Source organism: Ensifer sp. (genome assembly GCF_031989085.1).
Classification (GTDB): Bacteria; Pseudomonadota; Alphaproteobacteria; order Rhizobiales; family Rhizobiaceae; genus Ensifer.
This window is the reverse complement of record NZ_DALZXU010000017.1, coordinates 14695-36238: the sequence shown is the minus strand read 5'-3', so window position 1 is coordinate 36238 and position 21544 is coordinate 14695. Positions and strand designations below refer to the sequence as shown.

Here is a 21544-nt window from a genome sequence, read left to right as displayed (position 1 = left end):
AAAATACATACCTAAAAGCCCGCTGGACAATAACGTCCGCGGGCTTTTTGCGTTTCGGGCCCCAGTCCACAACGCATGGCGCGGCCGATGAGAAATCCAGTCTAGTCAGGAAGCGCCAGACCGACCGGCTCACGCGGAGCGTTGACGCTCCTTGTGTTTGTCCGACTGCGCGCAGTTGTCGCCGTCGGACGCGATGATCTCCTGGCTGGCGCGATCAGGCGATCGCCCGCGCGGGGGAGGTGAGGGCCTGGATCTCGCCATAAATTCCGGCGGCAATCTCGGGGTGGGTCAACGCCATGTGAAGGTTGGCTGCCACGAAGCCGGCCGGGTTTCCGCAATCGAAGGTTCGCCCGTCAAATTCGAAGGCGCGGATCTCCTGGTCTTTCATCAGCGTAATCATCGCGTCGGTCAACTGAATCTCGCCGCCTGCCCCCGGCGTCTGGTTTTCGAGGATGGAGAAGATCTCCGGTTGCAGGATATAGCGTCCGGAAATGAACAGGTTGCTCGGCGCCGTTCCCGGCGCAGGTTTTTCGACCAGGCCATCGACCAGATTGCCGGTCAGCGTCTGCTTCAACGACACGATACCGAATTTGTGGGTCTCTTCCGGCAGGCACCGCTCGACGGCCACGACATTGCCGCCGTGCCGACGGTAAAGATCCGTCATCGATTGAAGGCAGGGTTCCTGATCGACCATCAGCATGTCGGGCAAAAGCACAGCGAAGGGTTCGTCGCCGATGATGTGCCGTGCGGTCCAGACCGCGTGGCCAAGGCCGCGGGCCTGCTGCTGGCGCACGAACGAGATGGCGCCCACTTCGGGCGTTGCGGTGACGAGCCGATCGGCCAGCGGGGTCTTTCCGGCCCGGCGAAGGGTGGCATCGACCTCGAAGGCGCAATCGAAATAGTCTTCGATCGCGCCCTTCATACGGCCAGTGACGATGACGACATGTTCGATGCCGGCGGCAAAGGCCTCGGCGACGATATAATCGAGGATCGGCCGGTCGACGATCGGCAGCAGTTCCTTGGGAACGCTTTTGGTCGCCGGCAGCATCCGCGTGCCGAAACCGGCGGCCGGAATGATGGCCTTGCGCACTGTCCTTGGGATCATTGCGGTCTGCATGGTCGCACCTCTTTCTTCAAGCAACATCTGAGATTTTCGCCCGGGGGGCCTTGAGGATGGCGTGCATCTTGTGCGCGACGCCGTTTTCGGTGAGGAAACGTTCCATTTCGCCGTAGGCATGGAACCAGGCACGGTTGTACCTGTCGAAAAGGGACTGATCCCAATAGTCCTCCAGCCGGAATTGCGCCTGGCCGAAGACGTCGAAGCTCGGGATCTTGAAGGTGTCGGCGAATTCCGCCGTGCGGCTGTCATAGGTGCAGTAGATCGACGGCACACCATTGGCCAGGGCCAGGAGGTTGCCGTGCAGACGGTAGCCGAGCACCAGATCCTGGGCGCGGATCAGCCGTTCGTAATCGGAAACCACGTCGGAGTAAAAGAGCCTCTGGCGATAAAGCGCGAGTATCTGTTCGTCGAGATACCAGGATGATGTCCAGTGGTCGGCGCGCAGTGCGGCGATTGCTTCCTCGCGCTGCGTCTCGTTGCCCAGCACCAGCTTCTTTTCCTCGACCTCGCCCTGCGCCAGCAGCACAGTCTCGAAATGTCCGGCCATCGTTTTCACCAGGTCGAGGTGCGACCTAAGATAACGCTCGATGTCCTTGGCGTAGGCGTCCGACACTTCCCGCCTGACGGTAACTCCGACCTTACGGACGTCTTGCAACGGCGGCAGCGTGATGCGCAGGTTCGGGTCGTTCAGGCGGAAGGCGGTCGGGCAGCCGACGATCCTGACGTTGCGGATGCCGATGTCCCAAAGCACTTCTGCCGAATAGGCGCCGCGGACTCCGATCGAGGTGGTCGAATCCGACATCAGATGCAACACCGCGCGGGTGTCGTCGGAGAGCCGGATCTTTCCATCGACCGGCGCCTGGGCGCCGATGCCGAAGCCGATGACGGGCAGGCCGAGCGCCTTCAGGACCCTCGCGGCCGCCTCCCAGTCCATGGTGTCGTGAATGTAGTTGGATCCCCTCAGGAAAACGTAGTCGTATTCCTCTCGCAGACGGGCGATCTCTTTTGGATCGAACCGCGAAATCTCGAGCACATCCAGCGTCTCGAAACGCAAGAGCTTCAACGACGAATCGTAGACGAAGGCGTCCCCCATGTTGTGATAGGTTTCGATGTGGGACTGGATATCCCAATGCCGATACCAGCGGACGTTGTCGTGGGCATAGACTTCGCCGGCGGGGATCATGACCAGTATGCGTGCCAAAGAGCCTGTCCCGTCTTTCAAGATTGCGATGCAGCGCGCATTTCGACGCGATGTTCGGTCAACCCGGCATTTTCCCTGTCGCCGAGGAGTTCACGGTAGACGCCGAGGTGTTCGCGCGCGCAATCCCGGGTGTTGAAGGGGCCCCGCATGCTGGCGCGCAGGCGGTCCCAAGCCGTGTCGTCGTTCAGGACCTCGACCATGCGGTCGGCGAGATGCTGGCCGTTGCCGGCGCGAAAATGCAGGCCATCGGCGCCATCGCGGACCTTTTCGGCCATACCGCCAATGTCAGAGCAGAGGATTGGCCGGCGGTGCAGCAGCGCCTCCTGGATGACGACGGGTGAGTTCTCCCACCAGATCGACGGAAAGACGACCCAGTCGACGGAGCGCATGAGTTTCGGCAGGTCCGCATTGCGGTAGCTGCCGTAGAAGCGGACGCGACTGCCGGCGCGCTCGATAAGCGTCTTCATGCGCTCCTGGAACTCTGCCGGCTGGCGCTCGAGGTTGGCGCCGAAGATCATGAGGCAGGCGTCATCGCCCCAGATGTCATCGGGGACGCGGCCGACGGCATCGATCAGCACGTCGACGCCCTTGAACGGCGTCATCTGGCCGAAGAAGGCGAAACGATTGCGGCGAGTGTCGGCTCTCGCCAGCTCGCGCGGGGGCGTTGCCTCTTCGCCCATGATGCCGTTTTCGATGACATGGATGCGTTGGCGATCGATGCCCCACTCAGCGTAACGCTTGGCGAGAAAGGCGCTTGGCGCCACGAAGGCGTCGACCATGTCGAGCAGCATGCCGCGCACAAGCGCTTCACGCCGCAGAAACCTCGAAGCCGGGATGTCTGGAAAACAGCTGTTGCAGGCGGTGGGCGAGGCCTGTTCGCAAAGTTCTCCCGTCGGGCGTTTCACCATCTGCCCATGATTGTGGCAGATCGGCACGAATTCATGGAGGGTCAAAAGAATGGCAGCGCCGGGCAGTGCCGAGCGCACGGCATAGAGCGCCTCCAGGCCAAAACCCAGTACGTGATGAAAATGAACGACATCCGGTTTGACATCGCGCACGAAGCGCAGGAGGTCGCGCTCGATGGACAGTACGTCCTCGTTCGCCAGGTGGAAATGGTCATAGGCATCCGTGTGGAAGAGCACCTCTTCCTGGGGCAGGCGCGCGCTCATCAGCGCGGATGATGCATGGCGCTTCAGCGGGGGAGACGCGGCCGCCAGGTAGACGGACTCGACACCATCCACGGCATTCAGCCCGCGATGCAGATTGTGCGAGGCAATCTCCGCTCCGCCAAGGGAGAACGCGGGGTGCGCATGCGAGATCACCAGCACGCGAAGCTTTTTCGTCTTCATGCGGAAACCCTGTCCAACATTGCCGGGCTTGCGGCGCCGTCCCGGGACCGGTCCTTGAGGAGCCGCGAGTCGATGCGTTCGGCGAGCGCGGCTAGCTTGCCGTTCTGCTCGTCCGAGGCCGGCTCGTCACAGCCGAGCAGCTGGATCGACGGCAGCAGATAGGCGGTCATGCCCGCCTGGTGTAGGCGAAGCCCGATCTCGCCGGCCTTCTGTTTCGAACCGAGATAGACACCGCACGTCCGCATGGCCTGCGTCAGGGCCAGGCGTGGCATGATGCAGCATTCGAGCGATGCGACGTCCACGCGCGTCAATTGCATGGCGGCGATCGCCATCAGCGGATAACCCGCATAACGATCGAGCAGGATCTGGTCGCCGTCTTGCGAGAGCCAGCTTCCGGCCCATTTCACCGAATGATCATCATAGGCGATCATCGGCGAGATCGCGCATCCGGGATGGGCCCTTGCCTCCATCGTCAGGGCGCCATACCAGCCCTTAGCCATGGGGACCAGCGAACCCGACATGGTGATGACGGTCTCGCATGAAATGGCCTCCGCACCGACCGACATCAACTCGAAGCGGTCCTGCGCAGCGGCGGCGCAAACGAACCGGACGGAGAGGCGATAAAAGCGCGCCAGCTGTTGCAACCGGATGAGGTCCCGCTGGTAGGCGGCCTTGCCGACTGCGACCACGATCGGGGTCGTGCGGGTCTGCGGGTCGAGCGCCAGCAGCGCAAGCAGCGGGCCGACTTCCAGCATCCCAACAGTTGAACTGACGACAATGGGGACGCCCGCCTTGTCATCGAACACGCCGACGTCGACGCATGTTTCCATGCGCGGCGCTATAGATGCGGCCATTGAAAGCAGAGGCACGATCTGATGATCGACAATCGCTGGAAGCGCCCAGTTGCTCGCATCCAGCAACGACAATTGCTGCAGCGCGGCTCTTCTCGCGGGCATGCGCTTGGGCGCCAGAGGCAGGAAGGCGCGTCGACCTTCGCGCAAGGTCAGCTCGAGGTAGGGCGTGGTGTCGCGATTGGCGTCCGGCAGCCGGGCGTGCACAACAAAGCCGTGGGCCTGGTCTTCACCGTCAAGCGATGCGCGGAACGCGGGCTGGTCGGCGAAGCTCTGTGCGACGTCGACGCGATCGAGCCGGGACCAGATATCGTCGAGCCTGACTTGCGTGCCGGGCCGTCGCAACCTGACGCAGGTAACCAGATTTTCCGGGTCGAGCAACCAGCCGGAGATGAGCATGTCGCCGTCATCGGTCTCGAACACGCGATCGACATCCATGCGCACGGGAAGAGGGAGGCTGGAGATCGTGTCCTTGCCGGTAAAGCCGTTTGCCACGGAGCGAAGGCGCAGCAACGCCTCCGGCGTCGTGCGGGCTTCGAGCAGGACGGACCTTACGTGGTCCGGAGTTTGCAACGCGGCGCTTATCTGAACGCGCGCATGCACGGGTGTCAGGTGCCAGCCGGCACCGGTGTTGTGGACGATGCCCTTGATTGCATCGGCCCGCAATGTGCCGCCAGTTTCCAGAACGGCGACGAAGCCCGCCTCTCCGTCCGGAAGATCCGGCCGGGCGAAGCTGGCGACGTAACATTCGGCGACGGTGGTCGTATCGGCCAACAGATGGACCTGGCAACGACCGGGAAGGATCTGATGGCTCCAGCCCATGACGACGATGCCGCCATCATGCGTTTCACCGACGAGTTCGATAAAGCCGTCCGAGGGCTGCAGCGCCCTGATCAGCGACAGCCCCGCGGAGATCCTGCCGCGGCCGGCCGATTGCGTCATGAGCTGGTCGGTCAGGCGACCGGCGGCAGCGACACTTTCTCCAGTCGCGGCCTGCGCGAAAAGGGTCGCTGCGTCTTCCATGGAGATCGGCCTGGGGGCGACGATGAAACGCTCGCGCGTTCGCCCGTCGTCGACATCGACGATCGAGAGGGGCGCATCGCGATCGGGTTGCGTGAGGAGCGCTGCAAAGCCGTGCGTTGCCGATGGCGACCCTGCCGGCAGCGACCAGGTTGCAATAAAGCCGCCGCCCGGCCCAGGCCCTGTGCCATCAGCCCTGACCGAGACCGACCGGCCGCTCGCCCGCCCGCAGCCAAGGATGAGGACGGTGTCCCGATCGATCCGGGCAAAGACGGCCCGACCTTTGCCGAGGCGCAGGCCCATGCCTGCGGTGCGAGCGCCGCTGGGCCTAGCGGATCTTTCCACTGTCGTTGTCGTCTGCGGCATCGTCATCGTGCCAGCAGTGCCATGAGCGCGCCCGCGGCAAATCCCATGAGAACGAAGAGCAGCAATACGAGCGGCTTGTTGTCGCCGCTCGTGCGCTTCTGGAGCGCGGTGAGGGTCTTTTCCATACCCGCCACGACCCCGTCCATGCGCAGGAGATGCACATCCAATTCATCGAGCCGCCGGCTCATGTCTGCGCGCAGACCTTCGATGCCGGCACCTGCGTCCTCCGTCGCGTCCACAGGTGCCGCATCCGGGCCGAGATTGGGCACGCGCTGCAGCGATCGCTGCGATACCTGCAGCTGCCGCTGCGCCGACATGAGCACATCCAGCTTGTCGAGCACCCTGGTCAAGGGGGCGGCGATCAGCGCTTCGGCCGCCTGCTCGTCGGGCTGCGGCACGCGCAGGGGATGGCTGACGCCATCTCCCGACATCGCCATGACGACGAGGTCGCGGCTTCGCTTCTGGACGGCCTCGGGCAGGGCGATCTCGAAGGCATGTTTGCCGTCTCCAATGCCGTTTCTCTTCAGGTCGGGGCGGTTGCGGTCGGCGACGGCCTCGGCGACCGGCGCGCCATCGAGAAGGACGCGCACTTTCAGCCTTTGGCCCGGGGTGGCAGGATCGAACGCCCAGCCGAACAGGCGCCCACCGTCGATGGCGTCGACGCGGCCGGCGATCGGCTTGGCGGCTTCGGTCTCTTGCGGCGTCTCGAGTGTCTCTGCGAGTTGAGCCATGGGTCCTCTCTATGCGGCCTCGACCTGCTGCGGGTGGAAAAGTGCGAGATAACGCCCGGCGGTCGTGTCGATATCGTCGGGGCGAACGGCGCGGCCGGACAGCTGTCGCAGCAGCGTCGGTTTCTCGATGATCTGGCGCATGGCGGCAGCGAGTTGGCGCGGATCGTCGGGTGCGACGGTCAGGCCGTTGGAGCCGTTTCTGATCAGTTCCGCCATGCCGCCGATGTTGCTCGCGATGACAGGCCGACCCTGCGCTTGCGCTTCCTGGATGACCAGCGGCGCGTTTTCCCACCAGACCGACGGCACGATGGTGCAATCGACGGCGCCGATCAGGGCGGCGACATCCTCCCGCCGGTATGGGCCGCGCCGCTGCACCTGGGGGGCGGTTTCGGTAAACAGCCGGTCGATGTCGGCAACGAACTCCTTGGCCTGGAACGGCGCGCCGCCATGCACGCGCAGCTCGAAGTCGACGCCATCGGCGATCAATTGGCGGGCGGCCTCCAGCAGCACCCGCGTGCCTTTCCAGGGATTGAGGTTGCCGAAATAGCCGAACACCGGACGTCCGTTCTTGGGCCTGCTCGGGCCAGGTTCAAAAGCGCCGGCCGGCAGGCCGTTGGCGATCACCGAGATGCGGCTTTCCGCAATCCCCCAATCGACATAGCGCTGCTTCAGGAATGCGCTGGGTGCGACAAAATCATCGATCGCGCTGAAGAGCGCCTTGAGATGCTGCTCCCTGAGCGCGAAGCGGTCGGGCTTGATGTCCTTGAAACAGGCGTGGCAACGGTCCGGGCTTGAGCCGTGACAAAGCTCCCGCTTGTCGGTGCGCACCATCAGGCCGTCGTGGTGGCAGATCGGGTAGTAGTCATGCAGCGTCATGACGATCCTGCAATCGGGCAGGGTCCGGCGCACGATATGCGGAAATTCGGCGCCCATCAGCAGGATATGATGAAAATGCACCACATCCGGCCGGAACTCGCGCAACAGTTCCGTCACATCGGGGACGAAACCGTAAAGATCGACTTGGCTCATGAAGAAGCGATCGAAATGGCCGGCCCAAAGCAGGATCTCGTCGCCCGTCGGTCCGATCGCCTGAAAGCTGGTACCCGGTCTCGCCTCGCGGTGAACCTGATTGACTGCGCCGAGGAACAGCGCTTCGTGTCCTGCCCGCTGGTAGGCGCGAAACAGGTCGTGTGCGAACACCTCCGTGCCGCCGGGATGCAGCGCCGGATGATTGTGCGCCACCACGAGAATGCGCTTGCTCATGCGTGGCTCCGCAGGCGCTCGCCAACGAGAATGTCCTGGTAGTGGCTGCCGCCCGGCGCGCGCCAATGGCCGAGGGATTTGAGGACGACCGACAGGCCGGTGCGATCGAACGCGGTATCGAGAAAACCGTCGTCGAAGCCTACGGCCGCCAGCGGCGGCTGGCCGGGCACGAACCAGCAAGGCCCCTGACCGGCGCGCGCGAAGCCGAGCCGCGGATCGCGCCGTCCCGTGGCGTTTTTCGCGGCGATGTCGTCGACGATGAAAGCGCTCATGAACAATCGGCCGCCGACACGAAGAACCCGGACGATTTCCCGGAGATAGGCCATGACTTCGTCGGCGGGCAGATGGGTGACGACCGAGGTCATGATGATGAAATCGAACTGCCCGTCGGCAAACGGGAGCTTCAGCGCCCGCCCCTTGATCGCGCCCTTCGGATTGTAGAGGTCGTGGGCGATGTCGAGGTGCTGGAAGGAGAAATTGGGGTAGTGCGGCGCCACCGCCGACTTGCACCAGCGGATACCGCCCTCGACCGGATCGACACCATCATATCGGCCGTGTTCGCCATCGAGATATTGCGTCAGCGGAACGGCCATCCGGCCGATGCCGCAACCGATATCGAGAACGCGGTGGCTGGAGCGCAAGCCGCCGAGGCGCACGAAATGTCCGAGAAACTCGGCGCCGATCGCCCGGAAATCGCCGTCGCCGACGAAAATGTTGCTGGGATCGGGTTGCGGCAGGAAGCGGTTGCGCGCGATGCTGTCGGTCAACCAGGCAAGTTGCGCGTCGTCGTGCGGCGGCGGTGCGCCGACCTCAGTGCGCGGCAGGGCGTCGATCATGCATTCGTCCATTCAAATGTGCGGTCATCGGGGGAGGCTGGCAACGGTGTGTTTGGCGACCGCTCGTCACGCGCCATCAAGGCTTCGATCTCGCCATTCCAGCGCTCGGTGTGGAGCCAGGAATTGTATTGGCTGGCGACGCCGCGCATGTAGTCCTGGCTGCGTCGGATCGACTGGCGCTCGAGATGATAGAGGCATGCTGATGGCGCGTAGCCGATCTCGAAGCCGGCCCGGCGGATCTTCAGGCAGAGGTCGCTGTCCTCATAATCGCCGATGATGTAGTCCTCGGTGAAGCCGCCGACACGATCGTACAAGGCCCTCGTCGTGACGAGACAGGCGCCGGTGACACCTGGAACGGCTCGGGCGCGCATCGCCGGCGCGTAGTCGCTGGGCAGGCCCTTATAGAAGTGATGATTGAGCCAGATCCCGCGCTGGTCGCGGCCGAAGTAAAGGCCGGCGTGCTGCAGCGATCGGTCTTCGAAGATCAGCCGGGGCCCGACGGCGCCGAAGGCGCCGCTCAGGATCGGATCTATCAAGGTCTGCGCCCAGCCGGGTTCGCATGGAACGACATCGGAATTGAGCATGACGAGGATTGACCCGCGGGCCATCCGCGCACCGGCGTTGCAGGCCCGCGCGTATCCGCCGTTCCGGTTCATCACCACCAGCCGCATGGGAAACCCGTGCAGCAGGTGCAGTCCGCCGAGCAGATGCTCGGTCTCGTCCTGGATCTCGGGGGAATCGAGCACGAACACCAATTCGGCATTGGCCATCAGCCAGGCGTCGGTGGCCAGGCCCGAGAGCTGGAAGCGGAGAAAATCGAGAACCTTGTAGAGCGGGACCACCAGGGACACGAGGGGCGCCTGCTGCTGCGGGCCATAATCGCGCGTCCGCTTGACTTCGACCGTCTTGCCGAGGCGGCTCTCCACCTCCTTGAGCGCGGGGGCAAGGATGGTGCGAAAGGCATCGTCTATGGCGTGCTGTGGCGGCACTGCGCGCAGGATCTGGTTTCGCTGCAGCACGGGTTCGAAGGGCTGCGGTGGCGGAACGAGGGACTTTACCGCGCCCGATGCCAGCCGCATCTGAAAGCGCGGCTGCAGCAGCGGGCCAAGCGATTGGTCGAGCGGAAGCCGCGCGACGAAGCCAGTCACGTCGGTCTTCGACTTTTCCGCCTGCGTCTGCGCCCAGCCTGGAAATTCGTAGATGTTGCCGTCGAGCGGCACGGCCTTGCCATCCGCCTGCAGGTAGTCGATGCCGGCGAGCATGGAGGAGGGGTCGTGATACCAGCCGCCGACGAGCAGGCTGTCGGAGAGAGCCAGCGCCAGGTCGACCTGTCCGGAGGGCTGCTGCGCGGCCCTCGGAACGTGGCGATCCTTGAGAGGCGCTCGGGTCTGCAGGTCGATCGCAGTGGCGGGGCCACCGTCCGGCCAGGTCGCAAGATGCTGGACCAGCAGTTCACGCAGTTCGACGGCATCGCGATTGTCCGTCCACCAGCGCGAAAGGTTCGGACAGCGTGTTTCGCGCTCGGAGAGCTGCCGTATGGCCGCGCCGTTCCTGCTCAGAAGCACCAGTTGATAGGGTGGGCTTTGGTTCGCTATTTCGGCAATGAAGTGGCAGGCCTGCCAGCCTCCTCGCGTGCCGCGCCGGATGATCGCCTTGGGTCGTATCTGGCTGATACCGGCCGCGCTGACGACGTAGACCGAAAGCTTGTCGTCGAACTCCGCATTGACCGTGGTCTCGACCAGAAATCGCCCGCGCCCCAGTTCGCACGTGATGCGGGCTGGCCTTGGCGATGGTGCCAGTGCATGCAGTGCATCCTCGACAATCAGGCAGAAGTAGGGGTCCGTTGCTACCTTGAACGCGCTTCGCCACGCCGTGAGCAGGACGTTGAGAAACCGGATGCGTGCCTCGGGTGCGAGCGTCGCGAACAGATGCTCCATGTCGAGCGGCGGCAAGCTGTCCGCGGGATCGATGCGGATCGGAGCGGCGCTGCCGCCATCGACGGATATCTCGGCCGTCGTCGGCAGCCCCGCGGTCCGCATCGCCCACAGCGTTCGCTGGTGGCCATCGGCGAGCGGCAGGGTCAAGCTGACGAGCGGCACAGGTGGCTTTGCCATGGTCAGCGTCGGCCTGGACCTGCCAGGCAATGTCGGCGGCTGATCCCAGACGAGCACCGTCAGGTCCGAGCCCAGCCGGAACGCGTTTGCGCCGCCTTGCTCGGTTTTCGGCTGCATGATCTCGCTGAACGGCAAATTGGATCCCTCTTGGAGTGCGCGCCCTGCGGGAGGATGCAGGGCACGCCATGTCCACGCTTAGTGAACCGTGAAATAGTTCTCGGGATTTGCGTGAATGTCGTCGATGTCGACATTGACCAGGGTCAGTGAATCGCCATGGCCGAGGTCGATGATGACATTGCCGCCGACCTGGGTGATGCGCGAGGCAAGGTCGTCAGGCGTGGTGATGTCGAGACCGTTGATGCCCTTGGAGATCTGCAGCAGATCCTCGCCCGGCGTGAAGTCGAGGATGACATCGTTGCCGCCACCGCCGTCGAAGACGAAGATGTCGTTGCCGGCTCCGCCGACCAGGAGGTCGTCGCCAGCGCCGCCGTTGAGAACGTCGTTGCCGTCACCGCCGAACAGCGTGTCGCTGCCTTTGCCGCCGGACAGGAAGTCGTTGCCCTGGCCGCCGAGCAGGATGTCGCTGCCATTGCCGCCGAACAGGAGGTCGTCGCCCCATCCGCCGCTCAGGATATCGTTGCCGTTGTCGCCATAGAGCACGTCATCGCCTTCGCCGCCAAACAGCGAATCGTTGCCGTTGCCGCCGAATAGCTGGTCGTCACCTTCGTCGCCGAAAATGATGTCATGTCCGTTGCCGCCGCTCACGAAGTCATCGCCCCCACGGGCATGGATGAAATCGTTGAAGCGGGAGCCGAACAACGCGTCGTCGTATGCGCCGCCTTCTAGTGTGGCCATGTGCCTCTCCTCTTGGTGGATAATCGCACGTCCACCGACCAGGTCGATGTTGATGCGCCGGGAGTGTGCCTTGGCCTAGAGTATATTTCAACAAAGATTCTGTGATTAAATCATGAAATGTTGGCGTTGTTATTGTCACTATTTATGGGTATTTGCAGTACAAATTAACCTATACATAGATTGAAGTGACTGTATCGCTACTTTACCGCTAGATTAATTCAAAATTTGTAGCATTTTACTGGTTTATTCCTGCCGGATGGTTGCCTCAATCCTCCCGGAAGGCTCGATTGAAGCTCTCGGTGAGCGGCGAAACGAGGTAGTCGATGGCGCGGCGCGCCTTGTGCACGATCAGCACTTCGGCCGGCATGCCCGGGTAGAGGCGGACATCGGGATCGGCGGCAAGCGACACCGCGTCGATCTTGGCGCGGGCGGTGAAATAGGAGGCGCCGGACTTCTCGTCGACCGACTGGTCGGCGGCGACATAGGTCACTGCACCGTTGAAGGGCAGGCGCGAACGCTGGTTGTAGGCGGTCAGCCTGATCTGGGTCGGCGAGCCGACGGAGATGCTGTCGATATCGCGCGGGTTCACGCGCACCTCGACGACCAGTGGCTCGTCTTCGGGCACGATTTCCATGAGGGGTTGGCCGGGCGTGACGGCGCTTCCGGGCGTGCGCAGCCAGATGTTGCTGACGACGCCCGCCTGTGGAGACCGGATTTCCATCCGCCGCAACACATCCCTTGCCGCAACGATCTGCTCGTCGACGTCGGTGAGGTCGATGCGTGCCGTGGTGATCTCGCCGGCGATCGTCGATTGAAATTCGCTATCGATGCCGATCAATGCCAGCTGGGCGCCGGCCTTTGCCTTTTCCGCCCGCGCCTTGTCGCCCGCCAGTTCGCCGCGCGTTCTGGCAAGTTCGCTCAGGCGGGTGTCGACCTCGATGAGCTTTGCCCGCTGTACGAATCCCTTTTCCACCAGCGTGGCGATGGCGGTGCGCTGTTCGGTGATCAAAGCGATCTGTCGATCGGTCGCCTCAACCTGCGTCAGCAGCGATTTCGTCTGTTCGCCGTATTCCTCGATCGTCTTCGTCTGCACGTCGACGCGCCCGGCCTTGGCCTCGTGGCGCTTGTCGAAGAACACAGTCTCGGCCTTGATCGCCTCATCGATGGCGATCGTGCCGGCGTCGCCGAAGTCATCGGGAAAGGCGATCGTCGCCGTGCCGTCCTGCTCGGCCTTCAGTCTTGCAAGCCTTGCGATGAGGCCGATGCGGCGGCTGTTGAGGGCGTTGAGGTTGGAGCGCGCCCGCGTGTCCTCAAGCAGGATGAGCGGCTGGCCGGTGGCGACCTGTTCGCCTTCCTGAACCAGAAGACGTCCCATGACCCCGCCTTCGAAATGACTGATCGTCTTGCGCTTGGAATCGACGATGACGCTGCCGTTGGCGACGGTGGCACTGCTGAGTTCGGTCGATACCGCCCAGGTGAAGAAGCCGCCGAACGAGAGGAAGATCGTTGCAAAGCCTGCGACCATCAGCCGGCGAAGGCCGCGCTCGGCATGAGCGTCGTCGATCTCGGGTAGAGTTGGTGCCGGCCTCGGCGTCAACCGTGTCGCGGCGGTGGCGGCGAGTTCGGAAGGCTGCACGCGGAGGGGAAGATTGGATTTGTCGGTCATGCGGAAGCAACCTCGCGCAAGGTTTCGCCGGGCCCCGGCACGGCGGTCAGGATGTCCGTTCGCGGCCCGAACTGGCTGATCCTGCCATTTTCAAGAACGAGCAGCTTGTCCGCGACCTGCATGATCGACGGCCGGTGGGCGATCATGATGACGATGGCGCCCTGGTCGCGCATGCGCTGGATTGCGCGCACCAGTGCGCGCTCCCCGAGCGAATCGAGATTGGCATTCGGCTCGTCGAGAACGACGAGACGGGGGCGATTGTAGAGGCAACGCGCCAGCGCGATGCGCTGTCTCTGCCCGCCAGAAAGCGTCAGGTGACCGTCGCCGACGGGCGTGTCGTAGCCGAGCGGCAGGCGACCGATCATCTCGTGCACCTCCGCCAGCCGCGCTGCCTCTATAACCTTGTGGGGGTCGCCCTCTTCCATCCGGGCGATGTTTTCGCGGATCGTGCCCTCGAGCAGGGAGACCGACTGAGGGAGGTAGCCGACAGACTGGCCGAACGAACCCCGTTCCCACAGATACGTATTGTGGCCGTCAAGAAAGACGCCGCCGGAGGTCGGCTTCAGGATGCCAACCAGAAGCCGCGCCAGTGTCGACTTGCCGGCGGCGGAAGGGCCGACGACACCCAGCACTTCTCCGGGGGAAAGCGAGAAGGAGACGCCCTTGATGATCGGGACCTCGACGCCGGGGACGGCGTAGACGAGTTTATCCACAACCATGTCGCCGGCCGAATGCGGTGTTGGCGTCGTCTGACGGATTGCCAGATCTTCGCCGATCGCCGCCTCGATCCGGCGCCATCCGGCAACGGCCAGCACCCACTGGCGCCAGTTCTCGATGATCGTGTCGAAGGGTATGAGCAGACGGCCGACAAGGATGCTCGCGGCCATCATCGCGCCGGGGGTGATGGCCTGCTCCAGCACCAGGAGGGCGCCGGCCGCAAGCGTGATCACCTGGATCGAATAGCGCAGGCTGCGCGTCAGCGATGTCATCGCCTTGCTCCGGCTGCCGCCAGCTTCGAGTGCCCCCAAGGCGTGGATCTGCAGGGTGCGCCAGCGCCGGGCGAGTGCCGGCAGCATGCCCATCGCCTCGATCGCCTCGGCGTGCCTGAGCGAGCCTGCGATCTTGGAGACCGCTTCGACATTCGCCTGATTGGCTTCCTTGGTGAGCTGGCGCGTTAACATGTCGTTAACCAGGCCGCAACAAATCAGCACGGCCACCGAGACGACGCCGACGAGCCCAAACAGCGGATGGAGCAGGAAAAGCGCCCCCAGAAAGATTGGGGACCAGGCGGCATCGAGGGGGGCTACGACCGCCGTCGAGGTGAGAAATCCGCGCAGCTCCGAAAGGTCGCGAAGCGATTGCGCCGCGCGGGAAAGCCCCTGATTGACCGAGGCCTGGACGGCCGATGCCAGAACGGGGGCATTCAGTCTGCGCACCACGGCGCTGCCCATCGCCTGAAAGGCAAGGGCGCGGATGAGATCGAGTACCCCGTAAACGACCAGCGCGCTGATCGCGAGCACGGTCAGCATCGTCAGCGTATCGAAGCTCTGACTGTTGAGAACCCTGTCATGAACCTGCAGCATGAACAGCGGTATCGTGAGTTGAAGCAGGCTTATGCAGACACTCAGCAATGCGGCGTAAAGCGACACGGAAAGAAACACACGCTTGGCTTGCAGCATTAGCAATCTTGGATTGATAATCTCGTCCTGGCGCAGAACCCCTAAAATTTGACCGTTGCTTATCGTCTCGTTCCGAACAGTATCACGCATGGGCGGTTGCCTGAAGTTAACGTTAAAGCCATGCGTGGAGGACGTATGGCTTTAAATTTGGGTGAAGCTTAGTATTGCTTCGGCATGTGTGGCACGAAAATAAGAGGTAATGCAAGTTCAAGGTCAAAAGGGAGGGGTTGTTGTATTTAGATTTACTTCAAGATTTGAAGTAAATTTCGAAATGGAGAGTTGGATGAATGAAAGAGTACTCTATCCGTCCACGGGGATCAAAGACGTGTCGTTGCTCCAGCAGGAGGAGCAGGCGTCGATGGCGGTAAGGGCCAACGAAGACGCGGAAGCCACAAGCGATTGCCGACAGCTGACCTATTTCGAGCTTGCACGCCTGATGGAACGGGTGAGCAGGCGGTTTTCCGGTCTGGTACGGGCGGAATTGACCAAGCTGCGTGTCGACGACATAGGGCCGGCCCAGGCCATGGTGCTGCTTGCCATCGGCGATGCCGAGCTTTCGGTGGCAGAGCTGCTCGATCGTGGGCACTATGTCGGATCGAATGTTTCCTACTACCTCAAGCAGCTGGCCGATGGCGACTATATCGATCGGGTGGCATCCCAGAGGGACAAGCGTTCGGCGCGCATCAAGCTCACGGAAAAGGGCCGGCAGCTTCGCGCCAACCTGCGCGATGCGGCGATGGCCTATGAGCGGGCGCTCAATCGCGGCCATCAGGATCGGCAGAACCTGGAGACCGCCTTTCAGACCCTGCATCAACTCGAGCTCGTCTGGGGCAGCGCGTCACGGTACGACATGTGACCGCGCGCAGCTCGCAATGCACGTCATTCAGGTAGCGGATTAAATATCATGCATGTGGCATTTGTTCATCGGCGCGGCTTCGGCCAGTTCGCCGCGTTGGCGGCTGATCTTGTCCGATCGGGCAACAGCGTCAGTCTGATCACCGAAACGGTGGACCAGAAGATCCCGTCCGTGCGCGTCATTCGCCACCGGTCCGAGCCACCGCCGCGCGCCTCCGCAGCCCTCGCCCGACACATGGCGGTGCCGGATCACCATGCCCGGATCGGGCATCGGGTCGCCGAAACGCTCGATGCGATGACACGGCAGGACATGACGCCGGATATCGTCGTCGGGCATATCGGCTGGGGCAGCATGATGTTCGTCAAGGACGCCATTCCGCGCGTGCCGGCCATTGGCTATTGCGAGTTCTTCTACCGGTCGCAGGGCGCCGATATCGGCTTTGCGCCGGGCGACGAGCCCGATCTCGAAGAACGCAAGAGATTGCGGCTGCGCAACGCCGCGCAGTTGCTGTCGATGGAAGCCATGGACGGCGGCATCAGCCCGACCGAGTGGCAAAAGAGCCTCTATCCCGCCGATACACGGGAGCGCATCGCCGTCTGCCATGAAGGCATCGACGCGGCGCTGTTTCGCCCCAACCCGGCGGCCTCGGTGAGGCTGCCCGACGGCCGCGTGTTGAAGGCCAACGATCCGCCGGTGGTGACGTTCGTTGCCCGTGACCTCGAACCCTATCGCGGGTTTCCCCAGGCACTGCAGGCGGCGGCCCAGGTCGTTCGGAAGCGTCCGGACACGGTCTTCGTCTTTGTCGGGGGGGAGGGCACAAGCTATGGGCCGCCACCGCCCGGCGGTGGCTCGTGGAAATCGCATGTGCTCGCCTCGCTCGACGTGCCGCCGGACAACATCATCTTTCCAGGTGTCGTGCCGCATCACATCCTTCGGCAGCTGTTTCAGGTCTCGGCGGCGCATGTCTACATGACCTATCCCTTCGTGCTGTCCTGGTCGGTGCTTGAAGCCATGTCCTGCGGCGCGCTGGTCATCGGATCGGATACGCCGCCGGTTCGCGAAGTGATCCGTAGCGGGCACAATGGCATCCTCGTGCCGTTCTTCGACCCCGACGCTCTCGCCGAAGCGATCCTTGGCGCCGTCGGCGATCCGCAAGGGTACGGCGGCATGCGGGCGGCGGCGCGGCGCACCATCGAGCGTCGCTTCCGTCTCGAGGATTGCCTGCTGCGCCAGCGGCAGCTGATGACGACGATGACGGGGCGCTCAGTCGCAATATGACAGTATTGCTTCATATGCTTCAATTATTGAAGTATATGTGAAGTTTATTGTTGTATAGATATCGTATTTTGCCGTTGTGCATTGCGAAATTGACTGCTACGTAATCAGTATTATGAATAGACGCGCTAATACAGTTGTTGTCTTTTCATGGATCCCGCCGATATGCGTTATCGTTTCTTCTGAGGGCGTTGCGTGCAAGAAGTAAGACAATCCGCCATGGGGCCACGGCTCGGTTTGAAGAAATTGTTGCTGGCTTCGGACCACGATCGCGCGGTCCTGCAGGGCAGTAACGTTGCCCATCTCGTCGACTACCTCGAGGCCGATGGCGGCTCCTTCGACATGTTGAAGGATACGTTTCCGATCGCCTCGATCGCCTTCTCGGACAAGGGCGAGGCGGATCTGAAGAAGGCGCTCGTGCGACTTTCCGCGTTGCGCACGATCCCCGATATAGCCGTGTTGCGTCTCGACCCCGCGAATGTCGCGGAAAGCTCGGCCCTGCTGCGTGCCCTCGCGGAAGACGGCGTCGGACGGCTCGCCCGGTACACGGCGTCGATCACATCGGAGCTCGCCATGCTTCGGCGCGAGCGGGAAGAGCTTTTCGAGAACTATCGCGTTCTGGAAGATGCTTTCCACGCCCGCAATTGGGAGCCGGTTGCCGAAGCCTTCGCTCATGATCCCTTTGCCGATCCAAAGGATGAGGGGGTGGGGCAACTGCTGGCGAGCGCCTATATCGAGCAGCTTCTGCCCGTCTCGAGCCTCGGCGTCGCGGGTTTCGCACTTCACCTGCATTCGCTGCCGAGAGGCAGCGGCGAAATGATCGTCACGCTCGGTTTCCTGGAGAGCGGCGAAGGCGTGGCCGAATGGAATGTCCCCTTTGGCGGACTGGTCTCGGGGTGGAACTTCTTCTCACTGCCGCGGGCCTGCGGCGGGGCGGCCAGAACCCTGCGCCTGCGCGTGTCGGCAAGCGGCTCGGACGCGCTCGGGCTTTCGCTCGGCCACCATATTGCCAGCGAACGCTACTCAGCGCGCTCGGAACACCCGCATCCGGATCTCGACCTGCGCCCACTTGCGTTCCGGGTGTTCACCGGCCTGCCAGGCGTGAAGCCCGCAAGCACGGCCAACATGATCGCGCCCACCAGCTTGCTGGAGGGTCAATTCACGGTCGACTACCGGCTCGGGCTCGAAAAGCTCAGCCAGATCGCCGATGCCTCGGTGACCCAGATCGTCCCGGATTTCCAGACAATCCGGTTTCTCGAGCACGAACATGCCATCGTCTGTCACCCCCTGCCGACCGGCATCTCCGCCGGCGCGATCAGCCGCGCCATCGAGCCTGGCACGGTGTCGCTGTCTGCTAGCGCCATCATCGACCACCCGAAGGGTGCGCCGGCCGCGGTCAGTTTTCTCCTGAGCCCGGCGGGTTCGAATGCGCGCGCCGAAGTGGCCGAACTTGCGCGCAAGGGTACGGTCAAGCCATCGACGCTGTTCAGCGGCTGGCGCGAGGTGGGCGCCCAGCAATCGGTCAGCATCAGCATGCAGATGGACGAGGCGATCCGCGTTCCCATGGATCTGATCATCCTCAGCCGCGCCGTGGGTGAAACGGTCGATTTCTGCTGGCTCAAGCTGTCGAGCTTCCGGCTGGTCAAGCAGTCGACGGAGTCCCTCGATGTCCGATAGTCCGCAGGCAGATCTCATCGCCATCGCGATGCCGCTCTACGGGCACGCGGCCCTGGTCATGGAAGCGATCGAATCTGCGCTGGCATCCAATCTCAGCACATCGAGGCTGGCGATCGTGGTTTCCGTCGACGGCGATCCCTGCCACGAGACGTTTGACCAGTTGCTGCTCTACGCTGCGGCAAACCCGTTCATTCACGTGATCTTCGGCCGAAACGCCGGGCCGGGCGGTGCGCGCAACCGCGCGATCGACTTCATCGTCGAACATCTGCCCGATGCTCAAGCCGTCTATTTCCTCGATGCTGACAATCGCCTTCTGCCCGGGACCATCGAAACGCTCTACCAGAAGCTGAAGAATACTGCATGCGGCTGGGTCTATACAAACATCGATACATTCTCCGTGTCCTGGCGCGCGCATTACGGCAATCAATACTCGCGTCTTGCACACTGCATCACAGATAATATTTGCGATACCGGATCGCTGATCTCGATCGACGTGTTTCGGGCCGGCGTGCGCTTCAGCGACGACCGCCAGAACGGCTTCGAGGACTGGGAATTCTGGCTGTCGTGCATCGAGAGCGGTTTCGTCGGCGTGCCCTGCCACGACACCGTCTTCGAGTATCGGCTGCGCGCCGAAAGCCGTTTCAAGGAAGCCAACCGCGAGCGCGCGACATCGGTCAGCTATCTCAGAAAGCGGCACAAGGCGCTCTACCGCCGGCCGATGCTCGTCGATTTCGAGCATGAGGAAGCGCCGCGCTATCTTTTCGCGCGCACTGAAAATGCATCGATCTCGCTATTTACCGATCCGACCAAGGCGCCGACGGTTCTGCGGCTTGACGATATCATCCCGGCGTTCTGGGCCAATGTCGGCGAGCCCGACAATGTGCACTTTCCGCCCTTTCTCGTGGCGGGGAGCGGCTCGGCCTTCGACCTGTTGCTGCGCTCGCGCATGCTTCCCAACGTTCTTGCTCACCTCGAGCGGCTGAGCGAAAACACCAATGCCCTGTTCGTCCAGCTCGCCAATGATGGCGCCAAGCGCGGGATCGAGGCGGTTGCCTTGCCGGCGGGCTCGCAGAATGTCGGCTCGGCGGACCTGGTTTTCGTTCCGACCCCGCTTGTCAGGGACGTGATCTTGAACAACGCCGTCGACTGGTTCGCGTCGATCGGCAACCAGCAGGTCTGGCCGACGGTCACGCTCTTGAAGGTTCGCTTTCCCTTTCCCAAGAGCCTGTCGCGCCGCGCCCTGATCACTCCGCAGCAGATGATGATCAATTGCATCAACGCGATTGCCGCAAGCCCCTTGCGCCACACGGCGGGAAAGCGCTGGACCTGGCGGCCATCGCGGCTGGTGCCCTATGGCGAACTGCACAGGGAATTGCGCAGGGAGGTCGGCGGCTCGCCCGTCCTGCCGCTCGGCCACAGCGCCGGCAAGCGCACGGCGGCCCTTCTGGTGCCGAACGCCTCCTTTGGCGGCGCGGAGAAGGTCGTCTACGCCGTTGCACGGGAACTCAAGCGCACCGGTTTCGAGACGCACCTGTTCGTGCTCGGCAGCGCCCGGATGGACGTCATCGACGAGTTCGACCAGAGTTTCGATCACATCCATTTCTGGGATGGGGGCGTTCCCGCCTGGGGCGGCTCGGGCTCGTTTCTCGGGCAGGATTTCATCGCCGAAGAACATGGCGTCGACTGGCAGGCGCTGAAGGGCCAGCTTTCCGGCTTCGACCTGGTGATCAACAACCATGTCATGGCCGTGCATCCGCTGATCGCCCGGCTGCGCTCCGAGGGAACGCGAACGGCATGCTACCTGCACGTCGTCGACAACACCGCGTTCAAGCGTCCGGCCGGCCAGCCCTTCGCCGCCATCGCTCATGAACATTGCTATGACGCCTTCCTGACCTGCTCGGAGCAGCTGAAGACCTATCTGCACAGCTTCGGCGTGCCGCATGACAAGGTATTTGCGGTTGCCAACAGCGCCGGCTTTTCGGTGCCGCCGAAGGTCCAGGCCGAGGTCGTGGCGGCGCGCAGACAGCCGCGCGGCGACATGCGCCTGCGCGTCCTTTATCTCGGTCGGCTCGACCGGCAGAAGGGGATCGACCGGTTGGCCGCAACGCTGTCGGAACTGAGGGCGAGGAATGTCCCTTTCGATGCACGCGCCATCGGCGGCGAAATTCTCGCCGACAGCAGCGTCTCCTGGACGGAGCGATTGAAGGATCTCGCCGTCGACGTCCGCCCGCCGGCCTTTGCCAGCAAGGAACTGATCAAGGCGCTCGGCTGGGCCGATGTGCTCGTCATGCCCTCGCGCTGGGAGGGTGCGCCGCTGGTCATCGCCGAGGCGCAGCAACTCGGATGCGTGCCGATCGCCACGTCGGTGGGCGCCGTCGACGAACTGATCGTCGATGGCGAGGATGGCGTGCTGATCCATGCGGCAGCCGACCCCGATGTGGTGCGATCGATGGCAGAGGCCATCGAAAGGGTCGCCCGCAACCCGGACCAACTCGCGCCGCTGATCGAGGGCTGCATCAAGACCGCATCCCGACGTTCGTGGACATCCTCGTTTTCGCAGTTTCTCGCGTGGTGCGACGCCCGGGTCGACAATTCGTCCCAGGCGAGAGCCGCCGTATTCCCCTCGGAGCCGACGGTTGACGCCGGCATCCGGGCGGCCGGTTGAGCACACGCCGGTTTTAAAAG

15 protein-coding genes are annotated in these 21544 nt (G+C 63.1%); 4 read left to right on the top strand and 11 right to left on the bottom strand.

What is annotated here, in order from left to right:
- Positions 1-214: 214 nt before the first annotated feature.
- The 11 genes from RTP54_RS30685 to RTP54_RS30635 form a co-directional block, all read right to left on the bottom strand.
- On the bottom strand, positions 215-1117 hold the full coding sequence (locus RTP54_RS30685; protein ID WP_312367830.1) for a UTP--glucose-1-phosphate uridylyltransferase: 903 nt from the start codon (positions 1115-1117) through the stop codon (positions 215-217).
- Between the two features lie 16 nt (positions 1118-1133).
- On the bottom strand, positions 1134-2321 hold the full coding sequence (locus RTP54_RS30680; RefSeq protein ID WP_312367828.1) for a polysaccharide pyruvyl transferase family protein: 1188 nt from the start codon (positions 2319-2321) through the stop codon (positions 1134-1136).
- A gap of 17 nt (positions 2322-2338) precedes the next feature.
- On the bottom strand, positions 2339-3670 hold the full coding sequence (locus tag RTP54_RS30675; RefSeq protein WP_312367826.1) for a glycosyltransferase family 4 protein: 1332 nt from the start codon (positions 3668-3670) through the stop codon (positions 2339-2341).
- A complete protein-coding gene (locus tag RTP54_RS30670; RefSeq protein ID WP_312367824.1) occupies positions 3667-5886 on the bottom strand; it encodes a hypothetical protein in 2220 nt (739 codons plus the stop codon). Before RTP54_RS30670 ends, RTP54_RS30675 begins: the two co-directional genes overlap by 4 nt.
- A gap of 23 nt (positions 5887-5909) precedes the next feature.
- Positions 5910-6638 (bottom strand): hypothetical protein, encoded by a 729-nt coding sequence (locus RTP54_RS30665; protein ID WP_312367823.1) that lies wholly within the window; start codon positions 6636-6638, stop codon positions 5910-5912.
- Between the two features lie 9 nt (positions 6639-6647).
- Positions 6648-7901, bottom strand: coding sequence for a glycosyltransferase family 4 protein (locus RTP54_RS30660; protein WP_112833023.1), 1254 nt, complete (start codon positions 7899-7901; stop codon positions 6648-6650).
- The gene (locus RTP54_RS30655) at positions 7898-8737 is read right to left on the bottom strand and encodes a class I SAM-dependent methyltransferase (RefSeq protein ID WP_312367820.1); all 840 of its coding nucleotides are present in this window, start codon (positions 8735-8737) and stop codon (positions 7898-7900) included. Before RTP54_RS30655 ends, RTP54_RS30660 begins: the two co-directional genes overlap by 4 nt.
- On the bottom strand, positions 8734-10968 hold the full coding sequence (locus RTP54_RS30650) for a glycosyltransferase family 2 protein (RefSeq protein WP_312367818.1): 2235 nt from the start codon (positions 10966-10968) through the stop codon (positions 8734-8736). The genes RTP54_RS30655 and RTP54_RS30650 overlap by 4 nt, the downstream gene beginning before the upstream one ends.
- Before the next feature lie 78 nt (positions 10969-11046).
- Complete coding sequence (locus RTP54_RS30645; protein ID WP_112811343.1) at positions 11047-11706, bottom strand: calcium-binding protein; 660 nt, start codon at positions 11704-11706, stop codon at positions 11047-11049.
- A gap of 265 nt (positions 11707-11971) precedes the next feature.
- Positions 11972-13372 (bottom strand): HlyD family type I secretion periplasmic adaptor subunit, encoded by a 1401-nt coding sequence (locus tag RTP54_RS30640; protein ID WP_312367816.1) that lies wholly within the window; start codon positions 13370-13372, stop codon positions 11972-11974.
- Positions 13369-15141 carry a type I secretion system permease/ATPase gene (locus RTP54_RS30635; protein ID WP_112811345.1) on the bottom strand — a complete coding sequence of 591 codons (1773 nt, stop codon included), beginning with the start codon at positions 15139-15141 and terminating at the stop codon, positions 13369-13371. The genes RTP54_RS30640 and RTP54_RS30635 overlap by 4 nt, the downstream gene beginning before the upstream one ends.
- A gap of 268 nt (positions 15142-15409) precedes the next feature.
- Here RTP54_RS30635 and RTP54_RS30630 point away from each other — a divergent pair, with 268 nt between their 5' ends.
- The 4 genes from RTP54_RS30630 to RTP54_RS30615 all read left to right on the top strand — a co-directional run bounded on the left by RTP54_RS30630 (position 15410) and on the right by RTP54_RS30615 (position 21524).
- A complete protein-coding gene (locus RTP54_RS30630) occupies positions 15410-15907 on the top strand; it encodes a MarR family transcriptional regulator (protein ID WP_112811363.1) in 498 nt (165 codons plus the stop codon).
- Positions 15908-15955: 48 nt separating this feature from the next.
- Positions 15956-17185, top strand: a complete 1230-nt coding sequence (locus RTP54_RS30625) for a glycosyltransferase family 4 protein (protein ID WP_312367815.1) — start codon at positions 15956-15958, stop codon at positions 17183-17185.
- A gap of 216 nt (positions 17186-17401) precedes the next feature.
- On the top strand, positions 17402-18859 hold the full coding sequence (locus tag RTP54_RS30620) for a DUF6212 domain-containing protein (RefSeq protein ID WP_312367832.1): 1458 nt from the start codon (positions 17402-17404) through the stop codon (positions 18857-18859).
- Positions 18849-21524, top strand: a complete 2676-nt coding sequence (locus RTP54_RS30615) for a glycosyltransferase (protein ID WP_312367814.1) — start codon at positions 18849-18851, stop codon at positions 21522-21524. The genes RTP54_RS30620 and RTP54_RS30615 overlap by 11 nt, the downstream gene beginning before the upstream one ends.
- Positions 21525-21544 lie beyond the last annotated feature (20 nt).

Bases quoted from the DNA above. Each gene is read 5' to 3' on its own strand.
- RTP54_RS30685 (WP_312367830.1), bottom strand. From the start codon at position 1,117: ATGCAGACCGCAATGATCCCAAGGACAGTGCGCAAGGCCATCATTCCG.
- RTP54_RS30675 (WP_312367826.1), bottom strand. From the start codon at position 3,670: ATGAAGACGAAAAAGCTTCGCGTGCTGGTGATCTCGCATGCGCACCCC.
- RTP54_RS30665 (WP_312367823.1), bottom strand. From the start codon at position 6,638: ATGGCTCAACTCGCAGAGACACTCGAGACGCCGCAAGAGACCGAAGCC.
- RTP54_RS30660 (WP_112833023.1), bottom strand. From the start codon at position 7,901: ATGAGCAAGCGCATTCTCGTGGTGGCGCACAATCATCCGGCGCTGCAT.
- RTP54_RS30655 (WP_312367820.1), bottom strand. From the start codon at position 8,737: ATGATCGACGCCCTGCCGCGCACTGAGGTCGGCGCACCGCCGCCGCAC.
- RTP54_RS30650 (WP_312367818.1), bottom strand. From the start codon at position 10,968: ATGCAGCCGAAAACCGAGCAAGGCGGCGCAAACGCGTTCCGGCTGGGC.
- RTP54_RS30645 (WP_112811343.1), bottom strand. From the start codon at position 11,706: ATGGCCACACTAGAAGGCGGCGCATACGACGACGCGTTGTTCGGCTCC.
- RTP54_RS30640 (WP_312367816.1), bottom strand. From the start codon at position 13,372: ATGACCGACAAATCCAATCTTCCCCTCCGCGTGCAGCCTTCCGAACTC.
- RTP54_RS30635 (WP_112811345.1), bottom strand. From the start codon at position 15,141: ATGCGTGATACTGTTCGGAACGAGACGATAAGCAACGGTCAAATTTTA.
- RTP54_RS30630 (WP_112811363.1), top strand. From the start codon at position 15,410: ATGGCGGTAAGGGCCAACGAAGACGCGGAAGCCACAAGCGATTGCCGA.
- RTP54_RS30625 (WP_312367815.1), top strand. From the start codon at position 15,956: ATGCATGTGGCATTTGTTCATCGGCGCGGCTTCGGCCAGTTCGCCGCG.
- RTP54_RS30620 (WP_312367832.1), top strand. From the start codon at position 17,402: ATGGGGCCACGGCTCGGTTTGAAGAAATTGTTGCTGGCTTCGGACCAC.
- RTP54_RS30615 (WP_312367814.1), top strand. From the start codon at position 18,849: ATGTCCGATAGTCCGCAGGCAGATCTCATCGCCATCGCGATGCCGCTC.